This is a genomic window from Methanosarcina sp. (assembly GCF_028693135.1).
Taxonomy (GTDB): Archaea; Halobacteriota; Methanosarcinia; order Methanosarcinales; family Methanosarcinaceae; genus Methanosarcina.
This window is the reverse complement of the sequence record NZ_JAQUVZ010000012.1, coordinates 76,797-97,989: the sequence shown is the minus strand read 5'-3', so window position 1 is coordinate 97,989 and position 21,193 is coordinate 76,797. Positions and strand designations below refer to the sequence as shown.

Here is a 21,193-nt window from a genome sequence, read left to right as displayed (position 1 = left end):
TTACCTCACTCTCCCACGTAGCCGGAAGCAAGAAGTGCTGCCCCTACCGCCCCTATCAGGTGGGAGTTTTCCGGTACAAGAACATCGATCTTGAGAAGGTCTCCGAGAGCTTTAGGGACTCCTTCGATAAGGGAAGAACCCCCTACAAGGATCAACGGCTCTTTTACGTCCACTTCCTGCAGCTGCTGCTCGTAGATCTGTTCTACCACACTGTAACAGGCTGCAGCTGCCACGTCTTCCGGGGTAGCTCCTCTGGCAAGGGAGTTTACAAGGGACTGTATCCCAAAGACTATGCAGTAACTGTTCATGTTTACATTTTCATGCATACCCTTAACTGCAAGGGCCCCGAGTTCCGTAATATCCACACCGAGCCGCTTTGAGATCATTTCAAAGAAACGTCCCGAAGCTCCGGCACAGATCCCTCCCATTGTGAACATGCCAGGGATTCCGTCTTCAACAGAGATTGCCTTGTTGTCCATACCTCCGATATCAATGACCGTTGCAGATCCTTTTTGCCTGTCTGCAAGGTAGACAGCTCCCTTTGAGTTGACGGTAATTTCTTCCTGGATAAGCTGAGCTTTGAAATGATCCCCTACAAGGAAACGTCCGTACCCTGTAGTACCCAGTGCCTGGATTTCTTCTCTGGCAACTCCGGCTTCTTTAAGGGCCTGAGAGTAGGCTTCTTCGGCACTTTCAAGGACTTTTGTTGTGGGCACCCAGCCTTTCCCTATGATCTTGTTATCTCTCATAACCACAGCTTTTGTGGTTGTCGATCCCGAATCTATTCCCCCAGTCAGTCCGGTCTGGACTTCCCGGGCAAGGAGATGTCTGCGCCTGGCAATTGTGGTCAGGGCTTCAAGACGGGTGAGCAGGGTGCCTGCACTTGTTCGTTCGGTAAATGAATAGCTGATTACAGGGATATCTGAGTGCTTATGGATGTACCTTCGGACCTCGTTTCGAACAATGGCTCCTTCTGCACAGCGGAAACAGGTAGTAATGAAGACTCCATCTACTTTTGTCGTACCTTCAACAACAGCCTTTGCCCGTGCCATCATGAGCCTGAGGTCTCCACTTGCAACTTCAAGCCCGAATTCTTTGCCTATGGTATCTATTGATGCAATGTCAATTTCAGGATAAATGAATTTTGCATTTACTTTAGCTGCGGCAGCTTCAAACTCGGGCTGAACCCCGGCATACTCAGAGCCGCAGGAGACCAGAGCAATCTTTACAAGTCCAGATTCATCGGCACTCATTCCTCTGCCCCCTTTTCTGCAGGTTTTTCCTCTACTGGCTTTTTATCTTCTTTTGGCAGCCCGTCAGATTCTTGGTTTTCTTTTGGCAGTGATTTTAGAAATGCCGCGATTTGGTTCACGAAGTCGCGGGCATCATCGTTTGATTCCGGGTATTTTACTTCCAGAATAGGGACTCCTTTATCGCGCACCAGATATTTCATCAGTTCGTTTGTGCGGTTACAGCCCACGCAGCCAAAGTTTGCAGGTGGGTTTTCAACTATTATTGCAGCTTCGGTTTTTTCTATAAGGGGCCCTATTAGAGCCATCCTGCCCCTTACTCCAGCCGGCACTTCAACCGCAGCATATCGAAGCCCGATTTTAGGGTCTTCCGGAGTAATATTAATAGGGGGAGAATCCAGGCTGATGTTTGTAACTTTCTCTTTCACCTGATTCATCATTGTAAGGGGTATATGCTCAAAGCGCTCAACCAGGTCAGACAAAATAAGACTGTTTACAGGGTAAATGAAAACCTTTGCCAAAAAATTCACCTCGCAAGCTCTTCTTCAATAAGTTTTTCCAAATCAGAAACCTTAAGCCTGCTTTTCTCTTTGCGCTTTTCTTTTACGGACTCATTTGCTTCCAGCTCATCAAGTGCAGCCCCTATGGCAGGGAGCATCTTCACTTCTTCCCTCAGAAAATGGAATCCCGGCCTCGGGCCTCCGCCCCGGCTTGCCCGGCAGCGCCTCTCATCACCGGCAGGAAATCCCCTCTCTTTTATAAAAATGTGGTTTTTATCCATCTGCTGGATCTTTTCTACCACTGCAAGGACATCCTCCTCCGGTCCTGTTACAATAAGTCCAAAGCAGGTCTCCTTTACAATAACCGGAAACTCTGATTCATAAATCTTCATGGCTGCATCCGCAGGCAGCACTATATCCGAACTGATTACAATGTACTTTGTAATCTCATTTTGTTTTATTTCTGTCATCTTCTGTCTCTCCTCAACTTCGGGAGACTTCACCTGTGATAAATCCAAACATGTGAATCCGCTCAAGTATCAAGTACATTAATTCGGTTATGTAATATTTTATTATGCATTATTCAAGTAAATTAATTCCCTTTTTTTATATTTAGATAATTATCAATACTCTGGATTCTCAGTTTCCCTGATAATCAGTTTTCCTGCGTACAACTTCACTTATGTATATCGCATCTCCTTCTTCAATACCCTTGAGTCTCTCGGGCTCGACTATCCGACCGATAATATTCGTTGAGGATAATTTTTCTCCGGTAGGACCGAAGAGGTCGTCGTCTACAAGTCTAACCCCTATAGTCCCCATCCTTTTTGCGGCCTGATTTGTGATTCCTATTTCCCCGGCAAGTACTCTGGCAGTTGGCGTGTTTTCAGGAAGTACTTCCATGTATTTCACCACTTCCTTTTCTGTTTTGAAAAGGTAAGTGTTCTCATAGATCATATAAACAGGAAGTTTTCCAACAGTTTTTGTTTTGAGTTCAAGAGAGCGGCGGAAAAAGTCCACCGATTTTGGGGCACTCTCCGGGTAAAGCTCAACTTCAATGAGTTTTTCCCGGGATACCGCATAAGCAGTCACTTTCGCTTCTCCGAGAATTTCCAGAGTTGTTGGCGGGTCCTGCCTGACAATTACTGCATCTTTTCCTGTGTACCCATCTCTTACCAGTTCCACTCCTATAGAGGAAAGTACGGGCTCGACCTCTTCAAAGCTATGGCCCAGCAGGACTATCTGGGGAGGAAGGCTTTCTACTGACAGCTTCTGCCCCTTTTCCGCGAGTTTGATAAGTTCAAGACCTTTTGTTACCTGCCCTACGACCGAATGCACAAGGCTTGAAGGCCGATCATCTCTTGAAATATATGCCCTGCCTGTCCCGTATCCGACTGTCCTGACAGAGATGGACCCTTCTCTTCTCGGCTCAAAGTTTTCATAAGGAACGGGTTCTTCTTTCAGGTTATCATCTGAGACAAATGCGCTAGTTATCACATCTACGGAAAGAGTTCCCTCACGGGTCAGGGCATAGAAGTGTTCAGCTCCTTTAGGGGCGTTTATGGAAAGCTCGACCTCAAAATAAGTAAATACACTATCTTCATTTTCAAGAAGGGTAGATAGGTCGGTGGTGCAGGTTTTTTCTGCAAGTTGTTCCCATTCTATAACCGGCTCTATGCTCAGGATGGAGTCTTCTCTCGAAAGCCTGAAAATAAGATTTCTCCCGGTTACAATTGTTGCAAAAACGCCATCATCGGGAGATCCGTACTCAGCAGCATGCCTTTTTCGTGACAGGATCAGATGAGTATTACGGGAGTCAAATCCTCCTGCCCCGAACACAACATCAAACGCTTCAAAATTCCCTGCCTCACGTAAAGGCTTTATGTCGGCTTCAAAAGGGCCAAAAGCCAGAGCTTCAGGACTTGCCCAGTGGATATTTTGACCTTCGTACTCTTTATAATGTTCAGTCCATAGTTTTCCGGAGGATGATTCAGGATCTTTGAGTTCTATCCTTAGTTCCCCTCTAGGTGTATTGATAGCGTATTCAGTGACATTCTCCGTTCTCTTCTCAGCAGTTTTTTTAAGAATTCCAACCGCTGTACCGGCTATATAGGGGGCTCTGGAAACTTTAATAGCGTCTCCAAGGGTAGAGCCTGCAGGCAAAGTGAATTTTTGCCCGTTCACCTCTACGCTGATCTCATTACTCGTAATCGGCACCTCATTTTAGTATTGTTCAATACTAAGAGGTGGCGGTATATTTATATTTCTTCTGTAGCTTTGACCCGTTCTTCATCAGTAAGATGGGAGAGTACATCCTCCGGCTTCCCTAAAGCTATGATCTTTCCGTTACGCATAAGTGCTACACGGTCACATATCTCGTTTACAAAATCCATATCATGAGAAACTATTACAAAGGTTTCTCCGATCTCTTCTCTGGCTTTAAGGATGGAGTTTGTCACTGATACCTTGGTAATAGGGTCCATGGTCCCTGTTGGTTCGTCCATAATAACGATCCTTGGCTCCTTGATAAGGACCTGCGCAAGTGCAATTCTATGCCGCTCTCCTTCACTCATTTCATTGGTCATTTTGGGCAAAACAGCTTTTGCCTTATTTTCTTCAAAACCTGCAGCCTTGAGAGTGATTATGGCTTTTCTAACCCCAAGTTCGAATGGAAGATCCAGGCTGATGGATTCTGTAAGATTGTCTATTACGGAGCTGTGGGTATAAAGCCCATATTCCTGGTGCAGGAATCCCATGTATTTCGTTGCTCTGCCTTTTTTGTCAACCCCCAGTTTTGTCATGTCCACCCATTCATCTCCGACACGGACTTCAACTTCTCCTGAGGTTGGGGGCAAAATTCCCATAAGGATTTTCGAGGTGGTAGTCTTGCCTGCTCCGCTTAACCCGACAAGTCCGAAAATCTCTCCTTCCTTGACGTCAAAAGAGATTTTGTCCACGGCTCTGACCACTCCCCGGTCTACTGAAATATAGCGTTTTGCCAGGTCCCTTACGCGGATAATAGGCTCTCCTACCAGTGAGTTCTTTTCCTGTCTTACCAGGGAGGCACTTTGCATAAAGATCGCAGAAACCTCAAGTGGATCTCCTTCCTGGACAACTTCTCCGTTTTCAAGCAGGATTGCCTTATCTGCCAGTTCCTCGATTACTTCGGGCCAGTGAGATGTAAGGACCATGCTCATATCGTAGCTCTTAACAGCCTTTATAATGGCATCGTGGACCAGTTTTGCAGTCAGGGGGTCAAGGGTACCTGTGGGCTCGTCAGCTAACAGGAGGAGGGGGTTTCTTACAAGCTGTCTTGCAAGCACTACCCTCTGTTTTTCTCCACCTGAAAGCTCCCTTGCCACGTGCATCATACGGTGGCTCAGATTTACTTCCTCGAGGAGGTAAACCGCTTTTTTCATGGCGTCTTCTCCCTTGTACCCGATTTCATTAAGAGAGTTTATGACGTTTACCAGAACTCTTTCATCCCCATAGAGGGCAAAGGTTCTCTGAAGCATGATTGCAATGCGCTTGGTGATATCCTTTCTTATCGGATCGTAAAGTGAAAGTTTTATAAAATCAGCTTCGAACGCCTCAAGAATCTCACTGCATACCGGGCATTTATGGCCTATTTTGCTTGGGCGTTCTATATATCCACATTTCTCACAGCGGGCGAGGTGATAAATTACTTCACCTGAGATGTTCTCAAAAGACTCGGTCCCGCGCAACACATGCATCAGGATTGTTTTTCCGGATCCGCTTTTTCCCAGAACTCCAACGACTTCTCCTTCGTTGATACTTAAATTTACATTTTTCAGGGCTTTGAGACCGTCGAAGTCTACAGTTAGGTTTTTAACTTCAATAAATACTGGCATGCATTTTCCTCCGCAAATTATGAGCTGCAAATAAATTTATGTGGCTTTCTCCTGCCTGCCTGGGCATATCGCTCAAGAGTGGAAAGTAATTACTTTAAAATGAATATTGCATTAACATGACCAATAAATTTCACACATATGGGCAACAATTAGATAAGAGTAAACATTAGATAAACATAACGCATTATTATGTCACTGTGAACATCCAGAATCAACATCATTTGGTAAATTTGCTGGATTTTTGCTCGTTACAATCCTTTTACCACATCCACAACTTTTATAATGTCGTCGAGCACCACATCTGCTGCTTCTCTGAGATCTCCGGGTCTTTCGTCTCCCTGCTGGGTCGTCATTATGCCCACATCTGCTGCCCTGAGAGCCAGAATATCGTTAATTCCGTCCCCCACCATAATTACTTTCTCATACTTGTTTTTAAGTTCAAGCACCACTTTTTCTTTCATAATGGGGTCTGCAAAGGCAAAGATCCTTTCATGCGGGATATTTACGAACTCTGCAAGTTGCACAAGAGTAGACATTCTGTCTCCGGATGCTATGTATACATCCACTTCCATGGCATGGAGCAACTGGATGGTCTGCAATGTTTTACCGAATACCTGCCCTCCCGTGCTGAGCACGTAGGGTATTTTTCTTTCCTCCGAGTCCACTATCAGACCTGCCGCAAGATAAATGCTGTCAGGGCAGTGGGATGTAACTGCCTCAAGCACATCATGTACATCCCCCATCAAGAGAGAAGCCCCTCTTATGATCTCACAGGCAACGTCCGGGGTAAATTTTCCTTTTGAACAGCTTATACCTATTGAAACTCCGTACTTTTTTATAAACTCAAATAAAAACATATCCCTTCTTGAGCTCAGGATTAGTTCATTATCAATGTTAAGAGCTACAAGGCCACAACCGTTTTTCTTTGCGACAATGGCAGTGCTCTCTATGTTTTCAAGAATATTCCCTGTGCTGGATTCTTTTGCAACTCTGTACATGTGGAGAAGAGTTCCAGCACTGTCAAAGACCACTGCGATTTTTTTGGCCATGTCAATTGATTAATCTATAAATAAAAAAATCTTTGTAAAAGCCCGGAAAAGTGGGTATAAAACAGAAATATATAAAAATAAATGAAGTGAAAAAGTTAAACTTCTATTTACATATTTTCTTAAATGATTGGTGCTCCCGAAAGCAGGACTCCAGCAAAAAATCCGAGAATTGCCCCGGAATTCAGGAAGGGCAACCCTGCCTGAGGTTTTCCCCTCATTACCAGGATGGAAAGAAATACATGCCCTACAAGAGTCCCCAGCATTGCCCCGAGTACAGGATATGAGAATCCTCCGCTTTCGATGAATACATTTGCGGAAACTACCAGAAGGGTGGGCATGACCGCGTCTCCAAGGCCCATGAAAAAGGCTTCACGTTTTTCTCCTTCTTTAAAACTTTCCTTAATGAATGAATAGTTCGAGTTCTTTGGGATTATAAAAAGAAGAGGAAGTTTAAGGTCCATTACACCTTCAGCCATGACTATCATATGTTTTGTCTTATATACCGAGATGGCATCATAGACTGCAAGCAATATCAGAAGGACAACTACAGGGATAATGGAAAGGGAGATTCCTAACAGGGCACTGACCCCACCTGCTATGCAGACCCCCAGAATATCGATTACATACCACTCCGGGTATTTGTAAAGCAATACGGTCAACCCTGTAGAAATCAGGAGTGAAGCGATATTTTCAAAGCCTGCCAGGGAAGGAATCAAGGTGAACAGTGCAAAAAATACATAGTAGAGAGTACTGACTATGGCGAAGTATATGAGTAGACTGATTATCCATTTCATGTTTTTCTTTATCGCGATCAGGACAAGAAGCGTAAAAACCAGGATCATCACGATATAATAAATCGAATTGGAAACCTGTGTCGGATCTTCAAAAGCCTGCATTTCGTTGATTTCCATTGGCGTTGATAAAAGAAGGGCGAGAACCTGCACAATTAGGATTAACCCTGCCATGGAAAGAATCGGCAAATAATCTTTAAGTGAATGTTCGCTGGAACTCAAGTACTAAACTCCTTATTTCTTGACACTATGCCTTTTCTATTCCTTTATATAATTACTCTATATTCTGTCTTCAATTTTTATGTTCCTTAATATATTATTAATTTCACCAATTGTCTGCCTTACCGTATTTATTCTGCAATCTTACTCCGGACTTACAATTTTTTCCGAGTTTTTATTTTATGAAAATTCCCCCACTCCTGTTAGTTTACCGATAGGAGTCCCGGTTATTCTCTTTTAGATATTGTTTGGTTGTTTAATAGGATCAGGGGAAAAATTAAAAGAGGGATGAAAGATACATAAATAGTTTATGCAAAAAATTATATAGAATAACTGTATAAAAAATAAGCGAAAATAAAAAAATGAGCAAAAGTAGTAAAAATATAAAAAATAAGCGAAAATAAAAAAATAAAAAAATAGAAAATATGGAAATGCAGTAAAAATAGAAAAACAGTAAATACTTTAATGGAATTATCTCCACCCAATAATTTTCAGCCCGGTATTTAGGAATTTGTGGTTTTACACGAAGTTTATGGCTGCATAAGGAGAATTTCCATAAGTACGTTAGAGGTATACAATGGAAACCAGAGATACAGTATTCCTTGTTGTGATGATTCTGTCATCTTTCCTTCTATCCTTCGAATGGCTTAGAAGATTTACATACAAGCCCACAAACCCTTTCATTGACCCTTTAATTATTTTATCGATTATGATTCTGGCCGGAACATTATCTCTCATGCTCATCTCTATTAATGACAAGCTTCAGAATTTTGAAGACAAGATGGAAGCAAAGGACCGGGCCCTCAGGGTTAATATGGAAAGTTCGGAAACAAAAATTGAAGAAAGTATGAATGAGCTCTCAAGTAAAGTTGATAATGCAGTATATGAATTCAACCGCAGAAAATATCACTGATTTCTGCTTATAATTTTATTTTTTCTCATCACAGTTTATTCTTTTTCTGTTCACAGTTTATTCTTTGTCTTTCTTTCCACGCCCTTGATTTCATTCTGCGCTTTACCTTCAAACTGTCTTACGTTCCATTTCCTTCTTTTTTTAATCAGGATGTTTTTTAAATATATTTTATCGTTAATCAACGATTTTTTTGTATAAACTTCCAGATGTATTAATATTTAAATCTCTTTTCAGACTGGAAAATATGGATAACTCATATAATTTAATTGTTAGGTGGGACAAATGTAGCACATGACATATATAATTAAAAGGAAAAGTTAATATATAGGATTTATAGAAGAGATTCTAACTTATATTTTAGGTCAAGTAACTTTATTAATACTTTTATCCATATACATAAGAATTGATGCTATGAAACCATTCAGAAATACAAATTCCCTCATTCTTTTCGGACGCAAGCTCCATTATTTAGCAAAGTTTATATATCGGATGTCCTGTAGTAAGGGGGTAGATCTGGAATCAGGGCATTTATAAATATATTCAAATTGAGATCGTGTATCGTAAGTTATTATTACTCAGAGTTAGTATATTGATTACTTGTGTAAACAGGTAAAGAAGGAAAGCTAATATGCACCTTAATCTGGAACCGATTGGCATTATCAAAAAGGTTGCAAATAAGTCGGAGATTTTGATTTATTCTGATTTTGAACAGGTAATACGAAATATAGTGTCTAAAATAGGAGAAGGAGCCGAGATGGGCCAGAAGCTTCTGGTAATCCATAAAAATAATAGCAAAAAACAAATAGATGGGCACCAGGTCCAGGTCACAAAGGCGACGCTTCTGGAAAGAAAAGGAAATCTACTGACAATATCCAAAATAGAGGCAAATGAAGATTCTGTGATTGATGTCCGACTTGATCTTGCAGCCTGACATCCTCATACTTCGACAGATGCCGATAAATCTTTAAAGTTCCTGGATGTTTCCCTTTTCTCCTGGATTAACCGGGATGGCATTTATGGAGAGCTGAATTTGGGATGGCAATTCCGGAAAACAGGGTTTACTGTAATTATTTTAATTCTCATTCTTTTTTTGCTACTGAGCAGTGGCTGTCTAAAAGAAGGTATAGATAATTCCGCAGGACCGGAGGCAGCTTTTCCAAAACAACAGCTATCTACTGTTGTTGCTGTCTATATGGTTGGAAGTGACCTTGAGTCTTCAAATAGATATGCCAGCAAGGACATCATCGAAATTATTGATGGGGCCTCCATGCTGAACGGGGAAGATACTGAAATTCTGATAGCTTATGGAGGAGCTTCTGTGGATGGATGGGAGGGCATGACAATCGCAGCGCTTGATGACCTCAGAAAGGACGGAAAGGATGAGGTCATAGGCAATGAGGGCATCCACCAGAAGACATATCCCCATGCAAACATGGGAGATGCCGCAGGGCTTGAAACATTTCTTTCGTATATCCGAGAAAACTATGAGAGTGAAAGGGTCCTGCTTATTTTCTGGGACCATGGAGATGCTTACAGAGGGGTTTGCTTTGACGAAAATTATGGTTATGACAGACTGGAGCTGCCTGAACTGAGCAATGTCCTTGAGACCTCAGGAATGCATTTTGACCTTATCGGTTTTGATGCCTGCCTCATGTCCACCCTTGAGCTTGCGAGAGCAATTAAGCCGTCAGCAGATTACATGCTTGCCTCCGAGTCAATCGAGCCTACCCACGGCTGGGACTATGTTGCTTTCATAGGGCATGTCTCAAAGAATCCAAACGCCTCTACAGAAGAAATAGGCAGGGTTATCATTGACAGCTACCTTGAGAATCCCTCTCATGTGCCTCCCAGAACTCTTTCTCTTCTTGACCTCTCCAAAACCGATGAAGTACTGCAGAATGTAGATGGGCTTGCAGAGGATATGGGTACAAGCGTCTCAAACACAAAAGGGTATTGCGGACTTGGGGCATCTATTACGAAAGCCCGGAAGTTCGGGGTCGAACCAAAGAAAGGCTCTGAAATCTCAATGGACCTGAAGAGTTTTGCCCTGAGAATCGGAGAGGAAATGCCGGAACTTTCAGGCAGTTCTGACGCGCTCATTAAATCGCTTGAAGATTTTGTTATTTACTCAAGGCAAGACGGCACAATGCCTGATGCATATGGGGTATCCGTATATTCTCCCCAGACTCCGGATAATTACTCTACGTATTACGGCAGGGTTTCCATTTCAGAAGTATGGATGGACTTCCTTGATGGATATTCTGCGAGGACCTGTGCGGACTTTACAGAACCCGGCATCTCTAAATCCGGAGATTCCTTTTCAGTAGTAGATGATTCCGGGCTGGCTTCAGTAGACCAGGTTTACTTTATTACCTCTCCGGAAGGACCTGTTCTCATAGGAAGAATGCCCCTTGCCTGCGCGGGGGGCACAAACTACAGCCTTCCTGCCTGGGGAGGAGAATGGATCTTTATAGAGGACTCTGAAACAGGGAAAAACTCTCTTATTTATGCAGCCTGTGGAGGAGAAAGCGAGAATGGAAACAGGATACTTACTACCGAACTGGGACTTCAAAGAGATGGAGAGTCCAGATCCTGTCTTGCCCAGCTTTACCTGGATCCGCTCAATGGGACTGTCAAAGCTTACATGAATCCCTACGAAGCCCTGGATGATGGAAACATCCTATTCTCAAAAGAAGTGCTTGAACCGGAACCCGGGGATATAGTCACTGCATACGCACCGGTCTACGGAGAATCCGGCATTAAGGACTGGACAGCACTTGGCACACTTAAGATGGATGAAAATACGGCTTTTATCTATGACTTTCTGCCTGAAGGGACCTATTATACCGCACTCTATGCAGAAGATTACCGCCTGAACTTCAATATGAGCGAACCTGCGGAGATTATCCTGGAATAATTTCTTTAAAACCCCTTTTTTAATTTCCCTCTATCTCAAAAGGCCGTTAATTTGGCAACAAGCATAAAACTTCAGTACACATAAAGCCTATTGTCCAGAAAATGGAGATACTGGGAACGAGATACTGGGAACGAGATACAGGTAGGTAGCAACAGGCATCACCTGATAAACCCGCCTGAGAATAGTAACTGCCCGGAAGCAGTAAAAGAGTTAAAGATAAGAGTAAAAGTAAAGAAGCCTGAGGCTAAAAAGAGTTTCATATACCAGAAGGAAAAAATATGGGCACGGACATAGGAGATCTGCTTCAGAAAAGAAAAATAGAGCTTACTGACCTCTCAAACCGGGTGGTTGCAATTGATGCATTTAACACCCTTCACCAGTTTTTGAGCATTATCCGCCAGAGGGATGGAAGTCCTCTGGTTAATTCAAGCGGGAAAGTGACCTCCCACCTCTCTGGCCTGCTCTACAGGACAGCAAGCCTGATTGAAGCCGGAATCAAACCTGTATTCGTTTTTGACGGCAAGCCCCCTGACCTTAAATCCGAAACCCTTAGCCGAAGAAAAGAAGTAAGGGAAACTTCACTGGAAAAATGGGAAAATGCAAAGGCAGAAGGGGACCTTGAAGCTGCTCATAAGTATGCTCAGGCGTCTTCAAAGGTTGACCAGACCATTGTTGAAGATTCCAAATACCTTCTCGGAATAATGGGTATTCCCTGGACACAGGCCCCCTGTGAAGGAGAGGCGCAGGCTGCTCATATGGTTATTAAAAAGGATGCAGATTGTGTTGCTTCCCAGGACTATGATTCGTTCCTTTTCGGAGCCCCGAGTGTTGTCCGTAACATGACGGTCACTGGAAAACGAAAGCTCCCTGGAAAGAATGTATACGTTGATGCTGAACTTGAAATGATCGAACTCGATGAAACCCTCGGGGCCCTGGGGATCAACCGGGACCAGCTTATCGATATTGCAATCTGTGTGGGTACGGATTATAACAAAGGATTGGAAAAAGTAGGCCCAAAAACAGCCCTTAAATTGATTAAAAAGCATGGAGATATCCATGCCGTGCTCCGGGAAAAGGGAGTGGAAATCGAAGGCCTGGACAATATAAAAGAACTTTTTACCCATCCTGATGTTACGGACGACTACGAAATCAAATGGAGCAAACCGGATTCCGAAAAACTCATCAAATTCCTCTGCGAGGAGAATGGCTTCTCCGTAGACAGGATGGAAAAAGCTGTAGAACGCCTTAAAGCGGCTTCAGGAGCCAGGCAGAAAACCCTTGACCAGTGGTTTTAAAGAGTTTTAAGGGCTCAAGAGGTATTTCCATTTAAGATTCCTTCTTTACATTTTCCTTACATTTTCCTTACATTTTCCTTACATTTTCTATAAATTGAATTCATTCCCTGTGAAAGTATCTTCGTCAGAGATATACAGGCAGGGAGGTCTGAAACCAGGGAGGTCTGAGACTGACAAAATCTGAACCAGAGCATTCAGGAAAAGAACACTCATATTCCCATGCCCATGGAGTTGTGGACCCCGAACTTCTTTCCACGGATAGAGGGCTCTATGCTGTCAAATGGGCCTTTGTCGGCTTGATGATAACTGCGCTCTTTCAAATTCTGGTCGTATGGGTTTCGGGCAGTGTAGCCCTTCTTGCCGATACCATCCATAACTTTGGGGATGCCGCAACTGCAATCCCCCTGGGTTTTGCCTTCCTGCTCTCCAGAAAAAAACCCAACAAAAGTTTTACTTACGGCTACGGTAGGGCAGAAGATCTCGCAGGTCTGTTAATTGTTTTCCTTATCTCCCTCAGTGCTGCAGTTGCAGCTTATGAATCGATTTCCCGGCTTCTCTCCCCACAGCCTGTTGGGTTTCTATGGGCTGTGGCTGCAGCCTCAATTATTGGATTTCTGGGAAATGAACTGGTGGCAAAGTTCAGGATAAGGGTAGGAAAAGAAATAGGAAGTGCTGCCCTTATTGCTGACGGATACCATGCACGTGCAGACGGGTTTACCAGCATTGCCGTGCTTTTCGGAGCCCTGGGCATCTGGCTGGGTTATCCTCTCGCAGACCCGATAATCGGACTCCTGATCACAGTTGCAATCCTCCGCATAGTATGGGAAGCAGGCAAATCCGTATTTTCCCGCATGATGGATGGGGTTGACCCTCGAATTGTTGACGATATCCGGCAAGTAGTAAGCCAGGTAAAAGATGTAGAGGATATTACGGAAATAAGAGTGCGCTGGTTAGGGCACAGGCTTCATGCTGAAGTTAATATCGCAGTAGAATCCGGACTCTCTGTTAAGGAAGGGCATGAAATCGCGGTAAATGTGAGGCACAGAATGCTGCACGGCCTGAATTACCTGTCAAACGCAGTTGTACACGTAGACCCTCTGGATGCGTCCGGGGAGGCTTTTCATCTGCTTCCGGGACACGACCCTATTCCGCCCTCTAATTCTCAATGAACCCGGAGGATTCCGGACTTTAAACGACATCAAAATTCTTTAACCCGAGCTTTAGTTAAGGCTTTAATATCAGACTTTAAAGATCTCTGCCCCACTGTTCTTTGCTCGAGTCATCATTGTGATTCCACCTGCCGATTCGTCAAGCATTTTCTGGACTTCTGCCTGGAGCTGCCTGCCTTCTTCCCTGTTATCCACAAAAGCATAAACTACAGGCCCAAAAGAGCTTACTCCGGCTCCGTAACTTCGGCTGCGCATAAAAGAGGCAATGTTCTTTACGAATTCGGGCCAGATAAGACTCTCCATCTTGTTAAAACCCACTGTCTGGACATGGTTTACAGCAGCCCCGAAACTTTCGATGTCGCCCTCTATTACTGCAGGCATCATCTTCATGAGTACCATATGTGCAACCTCCCTGACTTCCTCTATCGGGAGGGGGCAGAATTTCTGAAACACATTGATCTCTTCCTGGTCGTGCATGCCCGTATCATCAGGAACTGCAATAACTACATCCCAATCCGGAAAATCTTCTCTGAAAAGTACAGGTCCCGGCGGCACCCTGCTGGCGGCCGAAGGCATGAAAGCTCCTTTGTCTTTGAACCTGTGCCCTCCATCAACTATGAATCCACCCTTCTCAAAAGCAGTTACTCCTATGCCCGAGGTTCCTCCCCTTTTTACTGCAAATGCAAGTTCTCTAACGCTTTTTCCAAGCCCGTACAGTTCATTCACAGCTGCTGCCGCAGCCAGAGCAGCCTGGGTACCTGATCCAAAGCCCACATGAGGAGGAATCAGTTCTTCTACATTAATCCGGACTCCTTTTCCTTCAGGAAGCAGGGCTTCTGCGGCTTTTCTCATGCGGTCGGCAAATCCCTGCAACCCCTCGATCTGGATTCCATCAGCTTCTGCTGCGGTAACTTTTATGTTCGGGGTGGAAAGGGTCAGCCCTGCTCCCCCGTCCACTCTTCCAATCTCACCGTTCATATCGATAAGGGTTATGTGAAGCCGAGAGGGAGTAGTTATTTTGATCATGTGTCGTACAACCTCGAAGAACATCTAAAGATATTATAATATCATCATTATCTGCATTTTTTATTGTAGCTGCTGATATTTAATCTTTTTAAAAAAATCCTGCCTGGAAAGCCAGTATTATTTATGAAAACCGAGCCAGAAAACTCTCTAAAAAATAGAAATAAACCAAAAAATAACAAATATTAAATACTGCAGAAAAAACGTAAGGGTGCAAACAGGAAGAAAAGAAAATGGGAACGAAAATCCAGGTGATCCCTGGTTAATTGGTTGGCAGTATTCCGAAAAGGCCCCAACTGGCATCTCACGTTATTGCTTATCACTATTTCTTTTCACGCGCCGCACTCCGCTTGAACCCGCCTGTGTACGTAGATATAAACAAACTCATAGCCATGCTGGAAGCTCTAATACCAAAATATCAACCATGTGCAGGGGACAACCGAAATCTAAAAAGAGAGTAAAAGAGAGTAAAAGAAGCAAAAAGAAAATTGAATGAAAAATTAAAAAACACTGATTTTTTCGTTAATGCTTCCTTTTCTTTATTGCCCTTAACTTCTCCTTTACCGTCACTCTTTTACAACTAACGATTTGCCTTTCATCTCTTCAGGTTTAGGGACCCCAAGAAGCTCCAGGAGGGTGGGAGTAAGGTCAGAAAGCTTCCCATCCTCAAGGGCTTTTACTTCACCGTTTCCTGCGTAAATGCATCTGACAGGATTTGAGGTATGAGCTGTATGCGGCTCTCCGGTGTGTGGATCTTCCATCTGTTCGGCATTTCCGTGGTCTGCAGTGATAAGTGCTACACCTCCTGCTTTCTTCAGAGCCTCCGTAACCCTGCCCACGCAGTCATCCACGGTTTCTACTGCCTGTACTGCGGCTTCAAAAATTCCGGTGTGTCCGACCATATCCATATTTGCAAAATTGAGTATAATTACATCATACTTTCCGGACTGAATTCTCCTGACCACCTCATCCGTAACTTCATATGCACTCATCTCGGGTTTGAGGTCATAAGTGGCAATTTTTGGTGAAGGAATCATACAGCGGTCTTCTCCCTCATAGCATTTTTCCTGCCCGCCGTTCAGGAAAAAAGTCACATGGGCATATTTCTCGGTTTCTGCAATGCGAAGCTGGACAAGCCCTTGCTTGCTAAGTACTTCTCCAAGCACATTTTCCAGTTTTTCAGGTGGGAAGGCAATAGGCAAATCCAGGGTTTCATCATACTGTGCCATGCAAACATAGTGAACCTTCGGGCGTTTTTCCCTGGCGAAACCTTCAAAGTCCTCATTTACAAAAGCCCAGGTAAGCTGCCTTGCCCTATCGGGCCTGAAATTAAAGAAAATTATTGAATCATTGTCCTGTATGACTGCCTCAGGATTCCCTTCAGGACCAGTGACTATAGTGGGTTTTACAAATTCGTCATTTTCCCCCCTACCATAGGCTTCAGAAACTGCAGTTTCAGCATTAGGAGCTTTATAAGGAGCAACCCCGAGAGTCAGGGCATCATAGGCAAGCTGTGTCCTCTCCCAGCGCTTATCCCTGTCCATTGCGTAGTAGCGCCCTGATACTGTCGCAATCCTAGCACTCCCACTCTTCTTACAAAAAGCATCAAGTTCTTTAATATCTGCAAGAGCAGCTTTAGGGGGTACGTCTCTCCCGTCCAGAAAAGCATGTATATATACTTTTTTTAGCCCTTTTTCCTGTGCAAGTTTGATAAGGGCATAAAGGTGGGTCATATAACTGTGAACGCCTCCGTAAGAGACAAGCCCCATGAGGTGCAGGCTTGAATCATTGAGCTTTGCGTTCGAAATTGCATCCAGAAAAACAGGATTTTTGAAAAAGTCACCGTTCCTGACAGAGAGGTTTATTCTTGTAAGGTCCTGATAAACAATTCTTCCTGCCCCTATATTCAGATGGCCGACTTCAGAGTTCCCCATCTGACCTTCTGGCAGACCTACGGCTTCTCCTGAGGATTCTAAAAAGCACCATGGGTATTCTTTCAACAGGCGATCGAGGTTTGGAGTTCTGGCTGCCAGAATAGCATTTCCTTCTTCGGCTTCCCTGTAGCCCCATCCATCAAGGATCATGAGCATAAGAGGTCTTCTTACCTGAGTCATATGAAGGGAATTCCACACCTGTTCATAAATAGCTTGTTATGAACCTCCATAATATCCGGCCATAAGATTATCCTATAGCTTATTATGAAATTATATATTATATATTTATGATGTATTGAAAATATATCTACTGTCCGTAAATATAAGTATTAATAATTACATACGTATCCAAAAGGTAAAAACGAGAACATAAAAACGACCCGTGTCTCTGTTAATATCTATAGAAAAGTCTGGCTAGGTCTCCGGTAACAGGTAGGTGGATTGACCTTTAGGATTGTTAGGAGGATGATTATTATGAGTGAGGACATTCAAGACATTATGAATCTTACGCACGTAAAAATCCAGGACTATACGGCGAACCCAGCTCCCCTGGGTTTGATGGCTTTCGGAATGACAACTGTGCTTTTGAATATACACAATGCAGGCTTCTATCCTATGAACGCGATGATCCTTTCGATGGGCTTTTTCTATGGTGGGTTAGCTCAGGTCGTTGCCGGGATGATGGAATGGAAAAAAGGGAACACCTTCGGAACCACGGCTTTTACCTCATACGGATTTTTCTGGCTCACTCTGGTAGGAATTGTCCTGCTTCCGAAGTCTGGAAGCTACTCAGGATTGGCCACTGAGTCATTCCCGTTTGCTGCATACCTCTTCATGTGGGGAGTCTTCACCCTTTTCATGTTCATAGGTACATTGAAAGGCTCAAAGGCCCTATCTGTTGTATTCCTGACTCTTACAATCCTGTTCTTCTTGCTGGCCGCAGGAAACGCCCTTGGCAGTGCAGCAATACTCAAAATCGCTGGTTATGAAGGAATCCTTACAGGACTTTCCGCAATCTACACGGCCCTTGGTCAGGTACTGAACGAGTCATACGGAAAAAAGATAGTTCCTCTCTAAAAAAGCGTTTGAAAGTTAATAAATTCGTTTTCGGGCTCATAAGCCCGATTTTTTATATATTTTTCTCCATTTATTTTTATCATATATTTTATCAGCTATTTTATCAGCTATTTTATCAGCTATTTTATCAGCTATTTTATCAGCTATTTTATTAGCTATTTTTTGTTGATTATATCTATTTATTAGCTGTTTATATCGTCTATTTTTTCGTATATTTTTTGCCTATTTTTGTATCTGCCACTTTAGTTTAGATCTCTTTTTGACATAGAGTAGTGGTTTTCAAGTGTTCATATGAATTTTTAGTAAAATACTTATTTATTAATACACATGTATTTTTTTGTATTACATAAATCAAAACCAGGCAAATTAACGAGGATGCAGGATGGATATCAAAATTGACTGGAATGAACTCTGGAAAGAAAGAATTGAGTTGCAGAGTAAAACGCAGATGAATACTGATTGCACAAACATGTGGAAAAGGAAAGAGAACGCTAAAAGGTTCTGGGAAATGTCTCTGGAAAATAAAGATAGGATTGAAAAAACCCTAACTGGGATGGCCCTTACCCCGAAATCCAGAGTTCTTGACATTGGAGCAGGCCCCGGAAGCCTGGCAATTCCTCTTGCTGAGAGGGTTGCGCATGTAACAGCAGTCGAGCCTGCAGAAGGGATGATGGAGGTTCTGAAACAAAATATCAAGGCTTATGGAACCAGGAATATCGACTGTGTCTATAAAGACTGGGAAACTGTTGATGCGGGATCTGACCTCTGCCCCCCCTATGATGTCGTGTTTGCATCTTATTCCCTGGGCATGAAAGATATCCGGGATTCAATCCAAAAAATGGTTGAGGTATCTTCGGGATATGTTTACCTTTACTGGTTTGCAGGAGATACTTCCTGGGACATACACTCTCGAAACCTCTGGCCTATCCTGCACGGGTGCGAGTACAGGCAGGGCCCAAAGGCAGATGTCCTTTACAACGTACTCTACGATATGGGAATCTATCCAGACGTGAAGGTGTTTCCTTTTGAGCACAAAAACCGCTTTGAAAACATCAAAGAGGCTCTTGAGCACTTTAAGCCTCAATACGCTGCATTTTCACCTGAGAAGGAGGAGATTCTCAGTTCCTACCTTCAGGAAGTACTTGAGAATGAGAATGGTGCTCTAGTGCAAAAGGGCTGGAGTACAAGGGTGAAGATGTGGTGGAAAGTCTCTGCCTTTGAAGGTTGAAGATTTCGAGTACAATATTTCAAATATCCTTTTAGGATAATTTATATATACGAATATTACTGCAAAAAATAGTTTGCGAAATCAATATATATTTTTTTTCAAGCGTTTCCTCCCTGGAAACGTCCGCATCAAAGGTTCGGACAAGGTTTTTTGCCCTCCGTAAAAACAGGGAGGGCAAAGTGATCCATGCCGTCTTTTACCTGTGTTTTTATCCTTTTTTGCCTGTGCCTTCTTCTAAACTCCGGGGCTTACTCAAAGAGCTGAGAATCAGGTCATAACCATAAAGGTCCCGAAATCTATTCCCGTGCTACCTAGAACCTTAGATGTAATAAAAATTAAGAATGTTGTCGTTATGAAAGTTGTCAACCCGGCGACAACCTCATTTTGGGCAATTTTTGTTTTCACGAAGCTTAAATATTCTTTCTAAATTCGCCGTCACCACTCAGAATAAAGGGTTGGTCCTGTAGAATTTCAGCTTTTTGTGCACGTTCAATTTTTTCTAATAACGTGCCCCGTGTCTTTTTTTAGCAAGTAATCACCGGATAATTTTTCAGTATAAATATAATTGTTAGCTTATCACTCAAAAAGTTAGTTCAATCGTATACAATTTGTAAGGTTATTTATCGGTTATAGGGATCTGGCAATATTATAGTGAATTAATAATATTTAAAAGTCAGACAGTATTAGTTTCATGAACTCCAATGTATTGTCGGGAAGTTTTGAGCAAATATTCAAGTACGGAAGAACTAATCACCCCAGACAGAGAGCCGAAAACGCCACTTTTGAACTTCTTAAAAGTTCTGTTTTAGTTGCATTCTCTGGTGCACTAAGAATACATCTCGCATTTTTACTACTCCACATTCAATCAAGTATACTAACCTGTGTTGCAGGTGGTCTAATAATTTATACTGTATACACCCTTGACAGAGCTTTGGGAGCAGAGGAAGATACTGTAAACCGAAAGGAACTGAGTGGCTCGAATAAAAAAGTTGGACTCGGGATTTCACTCCTGGCTTTTATGATAGGAACTTATATACTGGCAAAAGAGGGAATTCTTGCACTTGCGTTCATACCCTTCATAACTGGCTATCTTTACAGTAAAGGCATGAAAATCGGCAGGTTCGCTTTGAAACTCAAAGGAGGACTTGGAGTTAAAAATATTGTTGTGGGACTTACATGGGGTATTTTTATTGCAGGGCTTGCAGGCACGGGGTGTGGAAATATGGTCCCTGTTGTTCTGGTTTTTATTTTCTTCGGAGTCAAACTCTTTATTAACTCTGCCATCTATGATTTCAAGGATATTAAAGGCGATACTCTTGCCGGCATCAAGACCCTGCCCATAAGCCTTGGAGTACGAAAAACCCGCAATCTTCTTACTGCCATGCACCTGATCTCCCACCTGGCACTTGGGATTGCCCTTATCCATGGAGTCCTTGCTTTCGAACCCCTTATAGTTCTCTACAGTTTCATTTGCGGGCTGATATGCATCCAGAACTTTACAAATTCTGAGGATGATAATATTTTTTCCAAAAAACTTGAAAGGACCGTTCTTGTGGACGGAGAATCCACTTCGATTCTTGGACTCAGGATGATTGCAGGCGCTCTGATTGCATAAGACCTGACTGTACAAAAGATTCTAAGTGAACTACCCCCACCTGTCGCTTCGCTCCGAGGAAGGGGACTTCTCGCTGTGTCTCCACGCTTCCCAAGTTAAAAAACTTTGATAAAAGATTCAATCTGATTAAAGACTCGATCTGACAAAATATTCGATCTGATAATACATCTGGAGCTGATGATCAGATTCAAGAACATTAAGCAGGATTCCCCCTACTTCAGTGGGTGAAGGAATGCATAAGGAATGCGTAATCTCTCTTGATTTTCGTTTTCAGTAATCATTATTATACCCCCGCTGCTTATATTGTATCAGATAGCCTCAACACTTCCATAGTGGAGTAG

At 43.1% G+C, this 21,193-nt stretch carries 17 protein-coding genes; 8 read left to right on the top strand and 9 right to left on the bottom strand.

Going from position 1 to position 21,193, the window contains the following annotated elements; all coding sequences use genetic code 11:
* Nucleotides 1-5: 5 nt before the first annotated feature.
* From PHF18_RS08160 to PHF18_RS08130, 7 genes are all read right to left on the bottom strand, one after another.
* The gene (locus PHF18_RS08160) at nucleotides 6-1,253 is read right to left on the bottom strand and encodes a methanogenesis marker 15 protein (protein ID WP_300100929.1); all 1,248 of its coding nucleotides are present in this window, start codon (nucleotides 1,251-1,253) and stop codon (nucleotides 6-8) included.
* Nucleotides 1,250-1,780 (bottom strand): methanogenesis marker 5 protein, encoded by a 531-nt coding sequence (locus PHF18_RS08155; protein ID WP_300100926.1) that lies wholly within the window; start codon nucleotides 1,778-1,780, stop codon nucleotides 1,250-1,252. Before PHF18_RS08155 ends, PHF18_RS08160 begins: the two co-directional genes overlap by 4 nt.
* Complete coding sequence (locus tag PHF18_RS08150) at nucleotides 1,777-2,220, bottom strand: methanogenesis marker 6 protein (RefSeq protein WP_300100923.1); 444 nt, start codon at nucleotides 2,218-2,220, stop codon at nucleotides 1,777-1,779. Before PHF18_RS08150 ends, PHF18_RS08155 begins: the two co-directional genes overlap by 4 nt.
* A gap of 169 nt (nucleotides 2,221-2,389) precedes the next feature.
* Nucleotides 2,390-3,967: a methanogenesis marker 3 protein gene (locus PHF18_RS08145; protein WP_300100920.1), complete on the bottom strand. Its 1,578-nt coding sequence runs from the start codon at nucleotides 3,965-3,967 to the stop codon at nucleotides 2,390-2,392.
* 41 nt (nucleotides 3,968-4,008) lie between these two features.
* Nucleotides 4,009-5,622: a methyl coenzyme M reductase system, component A2 gene (gene atwA / locus PHF18_RS08140; RefSeq protein WP_300100917.1), complete on the bottom strand. Its 1,614-nt coding sequence runs from the start codon at nucleotides 5,620-5,622 to the stop codon at nucleotides 4,009-4,011.
* Nucleotides 5,623-5,870: 248 nt separating this feature from the next.
* Nucleotides 5,871-6,671: an HAD-IC family P-type ATPase gene (locus tag PHF18_RS08135; protein WP_300100914.1), complete on the bottom strand. Its 801-nt coding sequence runs from the start codon at nucleotides 6,669-6,671 to the stop codon at nucleotides 5,871-5,873.
* 119 nt (nucleotides 6,672-6,790) lie between these two features.
* Nucleotides 6,791-7,684: a presenilin family intramembrane aspartyl protease PSH gene (locus tag PHF18_RS08130; protein WP_300100911.1), complete on the bottom strand. Its 894-nt coding sequence runs from the start codon at nucleotides 7,682-7,684 to the stop codon at nucleotides 6,791-6,793.
* Between the two features lie 574 nt (nucleotides 7,685-8,258).
* Between PHF18_RS08130 and PHF18_RS08125 the strand changes: the two genes are divergently transcribed.
* The 5 genes from PHF18_RS08125 to PHF18_RS08105 all read left to right on the top strand — a co-directional run bounded on the left by PHF18_RS08125 (nucleotide 8,259) and on the right by PHF18_RS08105 (nucleotide 13,975).
* Nucleotides 8,259-8,594, top strand: coding sequence for a hypothetical protein (locus PHF18_RS08125; protein ID WP_300100908.1), 336 nt, complete (start codon nucleotides 8,259-8,261; stop codon nucleotides 8,592-8,594).
* 628 nt (nucleotides 8,595-9,222) lie between these two features.
* The gene (locus PHF18_RS08120) at nucleotides 9,223-9,525 is read left to right on the top strand and encodes a hypothetical protein (RefSeq protein ID WP_300100905.1); all 303 of its coding nucleotides are present in this window, start codon (nucleotides 9,223-9,225) and stop codon (nucleotides 9,523-9,525) included.
* A 99-nt stretch (nucleotides 9,526-9,624) separates the two neighbouring features.
* Nucleotides 9,625-11,511, top strand: a complete 1,887-nt coding sequence (locus PHF18_RS08115; RefSeq protein ID WP_300100902.1) for a clostripain-related cysteine peptidase — start codon at nucleotides 9,625-9,627, stop codon at nucleotides 11,509-11,511.
* 278 nt (nucleotides 11,512-11,789) lie between these two features.
* Complete coding sequence (gene fen, locus PHF18_RS08110; RefSeq protein WP_300100899.1) at nucleotides 11,790-12,806, top strand: flap endonuclease-1; 1,017 nt, start codon at nucleotides 11,790-11,792, stop codon at nucleotides 12,804-12,806.
* Nucleotides 12,807-13,039: 233 nt separating this feature from the next.
* A complete protein-coding gene (locus tag PHF18_RS08105; RefSeq protein WP_367279168.1) occupies nucleotides 13,040-13,975 on the top strand; it encodes a cation diffusion facilitator family transporter in 936 nt (311 codons plus the stop codon).
* A 69-nt stretch (nucleotides 13,976-14,044) separates the two neighbouring features.
* Here the strand turns inward: PHF18_RS08105 and PHF18_RS08100 are convergent, their stop codons facing one another.
* Nucleotides 14,045-15,001 (bottom strand): beta-ribofuranosylaminobenzene 5'-phosphate synthase, encoded by a 957-nt coding sequence (locus PHF18_RS08100; RefSeq protein ID WP_300100896.1) that lies wholly within the window; start codon nucleotides 14,999-15,001, stop codon nucleotides 14,045-14,047.
* Between the two features lie 563 nt (nucleotides 15,002-15,564).
* The gene (gpmI, locus tag PHF18_RS08095) at nucleotides 15,565-17,112 is read right to left on the bottom strand and encodes a 2,3-bisphosphoglycerate-independent phosphoglycerate mutase (RefSeq protein ID WP_300100893.1); all 1,548 of its coding nucleotides are present in this window, start codon (nucleotides 17,110-17,112) and stop codon (nucleotides 15,565-15,567) included.
* Between the two features lie 294 nt (nucleotides 17,113-17,406).
* On the opposite strand from gpmI, the gene PHF18_RS08090 reads away from it, so the two are divergent.
* From PHF18_RS08090 to PHF18_RS08080, 3 genes are all read left to right on the top strand, one after another.
* The gene (locus PHF18_RS08090) at nucleotides 17,407-18,009 is read left to right on the top strand and encodes an acetate uptake transporter (RefSeq protein ID WP_300100890.1); all 603 of its coding nucleotides are present in this window, start codon (nucleotides 17,407-17,409) and stop codon (nucleotides 18,007-18,009) included.
* 382 nt (nucleotides 18,010-18,391) lie between these two features.
* Entirely contained in the window at nucleotides 18,392-19,237 is an 846-nt protein-coding gene (locus PHF18_RS08085; RefSeq protein ID WP_300100887.1) for a class I SAM-dependent methyltransferase, read from the top strand.
* 691 nt (nucleotides 19,238-19,928) lie between these two features.
* Nucleotides 19,929-20,852 carry a UbiA family prenyltransferase gene (locus PHF18_RS08080; protein ID WP_300100884.1) on the top strand — a complete coding sequence of 308 codons (924 nt, stop codon included), beginning with the start codon at nucleotides 19,929-19,931 and terminating at the stop codon, nucleotides 20,850-20,852.
* The last annotated feature ends 341 nt before the right edge of the window (nucleotides 20,853-21,193 follow it).

Coding starts and splice junctions, on each gene's coding strand:
- PHF18_RS08160 (WP_300100929.1), bottom strand. CDS start 1,253: ATGAGTGCCGATGAATCTGGACTTGTAAAGATTGCTCTGGTCTCCTGC.
- PHF18_RS08150 (WP_300100923.1), bottom strand. CDS start 2,220: ATGACAGAAATAAAACAAAATGAGATTACAAAGTACATTGTAATCAGT.
- atwA (WP_300100917.1), bottom strand. CDS start 5,622: ATGCCAGTATTTATTGAAGTTAAAAACCTAACTGTAGACTTCGACGGT.
- PHF18_RS08135 (WP_300100914.1), bottom strand. CDS start 6,671: ATGGCCAAAAAAATCGCAGTGGTCTTTGACAGTGCTGGAACTCTTCTC.
- PHF18_RS08125 (WP_300100908.1), top strand. CDS start 8,259: ATGGAAACCAGAGATACAGTATTCCTTGTTGTGATGATTCTGTCATCT.
- PHF18_RS08120 (WP_300100905.1), top strand. CDS start 9,223: ATGCACCTTAATCTGGAACCGATTGGCATTATCAAAAAGGTTGCAAAT.
- fen (WP_300100899.1), top strand. CDS start 11,790: ATGGGCACGGACATAGGAGATCTGCTTCAGAAAAGAAAAATAGAGCTT.
- PHF18_RS08100 (WP_300100896.1), bottom strand. CDS start 15,001: ATGATCAAAATAACTACTCCCTCTCGGCTTCACATAACCCTTATCGAT.
- gpmI (WP_300100893.1), bottom strand. CDS start 17,112: ATGACTCAGGTAAGAAGACCTCTTATGCTCATGATCCTTGATGGATGG.
- PHF18_RS08090 (WP_300100890.1), top strand. CDS start 17,407: ATGAGTGAGGACATTCAAGACATTATGAATCTTACGCACGTAAAAATC.
- PHF18_RS08085 (WP_300100887.1), top strand. CDS start 18,392: ATGGATATCAAAATTGACTGGAATGAACTCTGGAAAGAAAGAATTGAG.
- PHF18_RS08080 (WP_300100884.1), top strand. CDS start 19,929: ATGAACTCCAATGTATTGTCGGGAAGTTTTGAGCAAATATTCAAGTAC.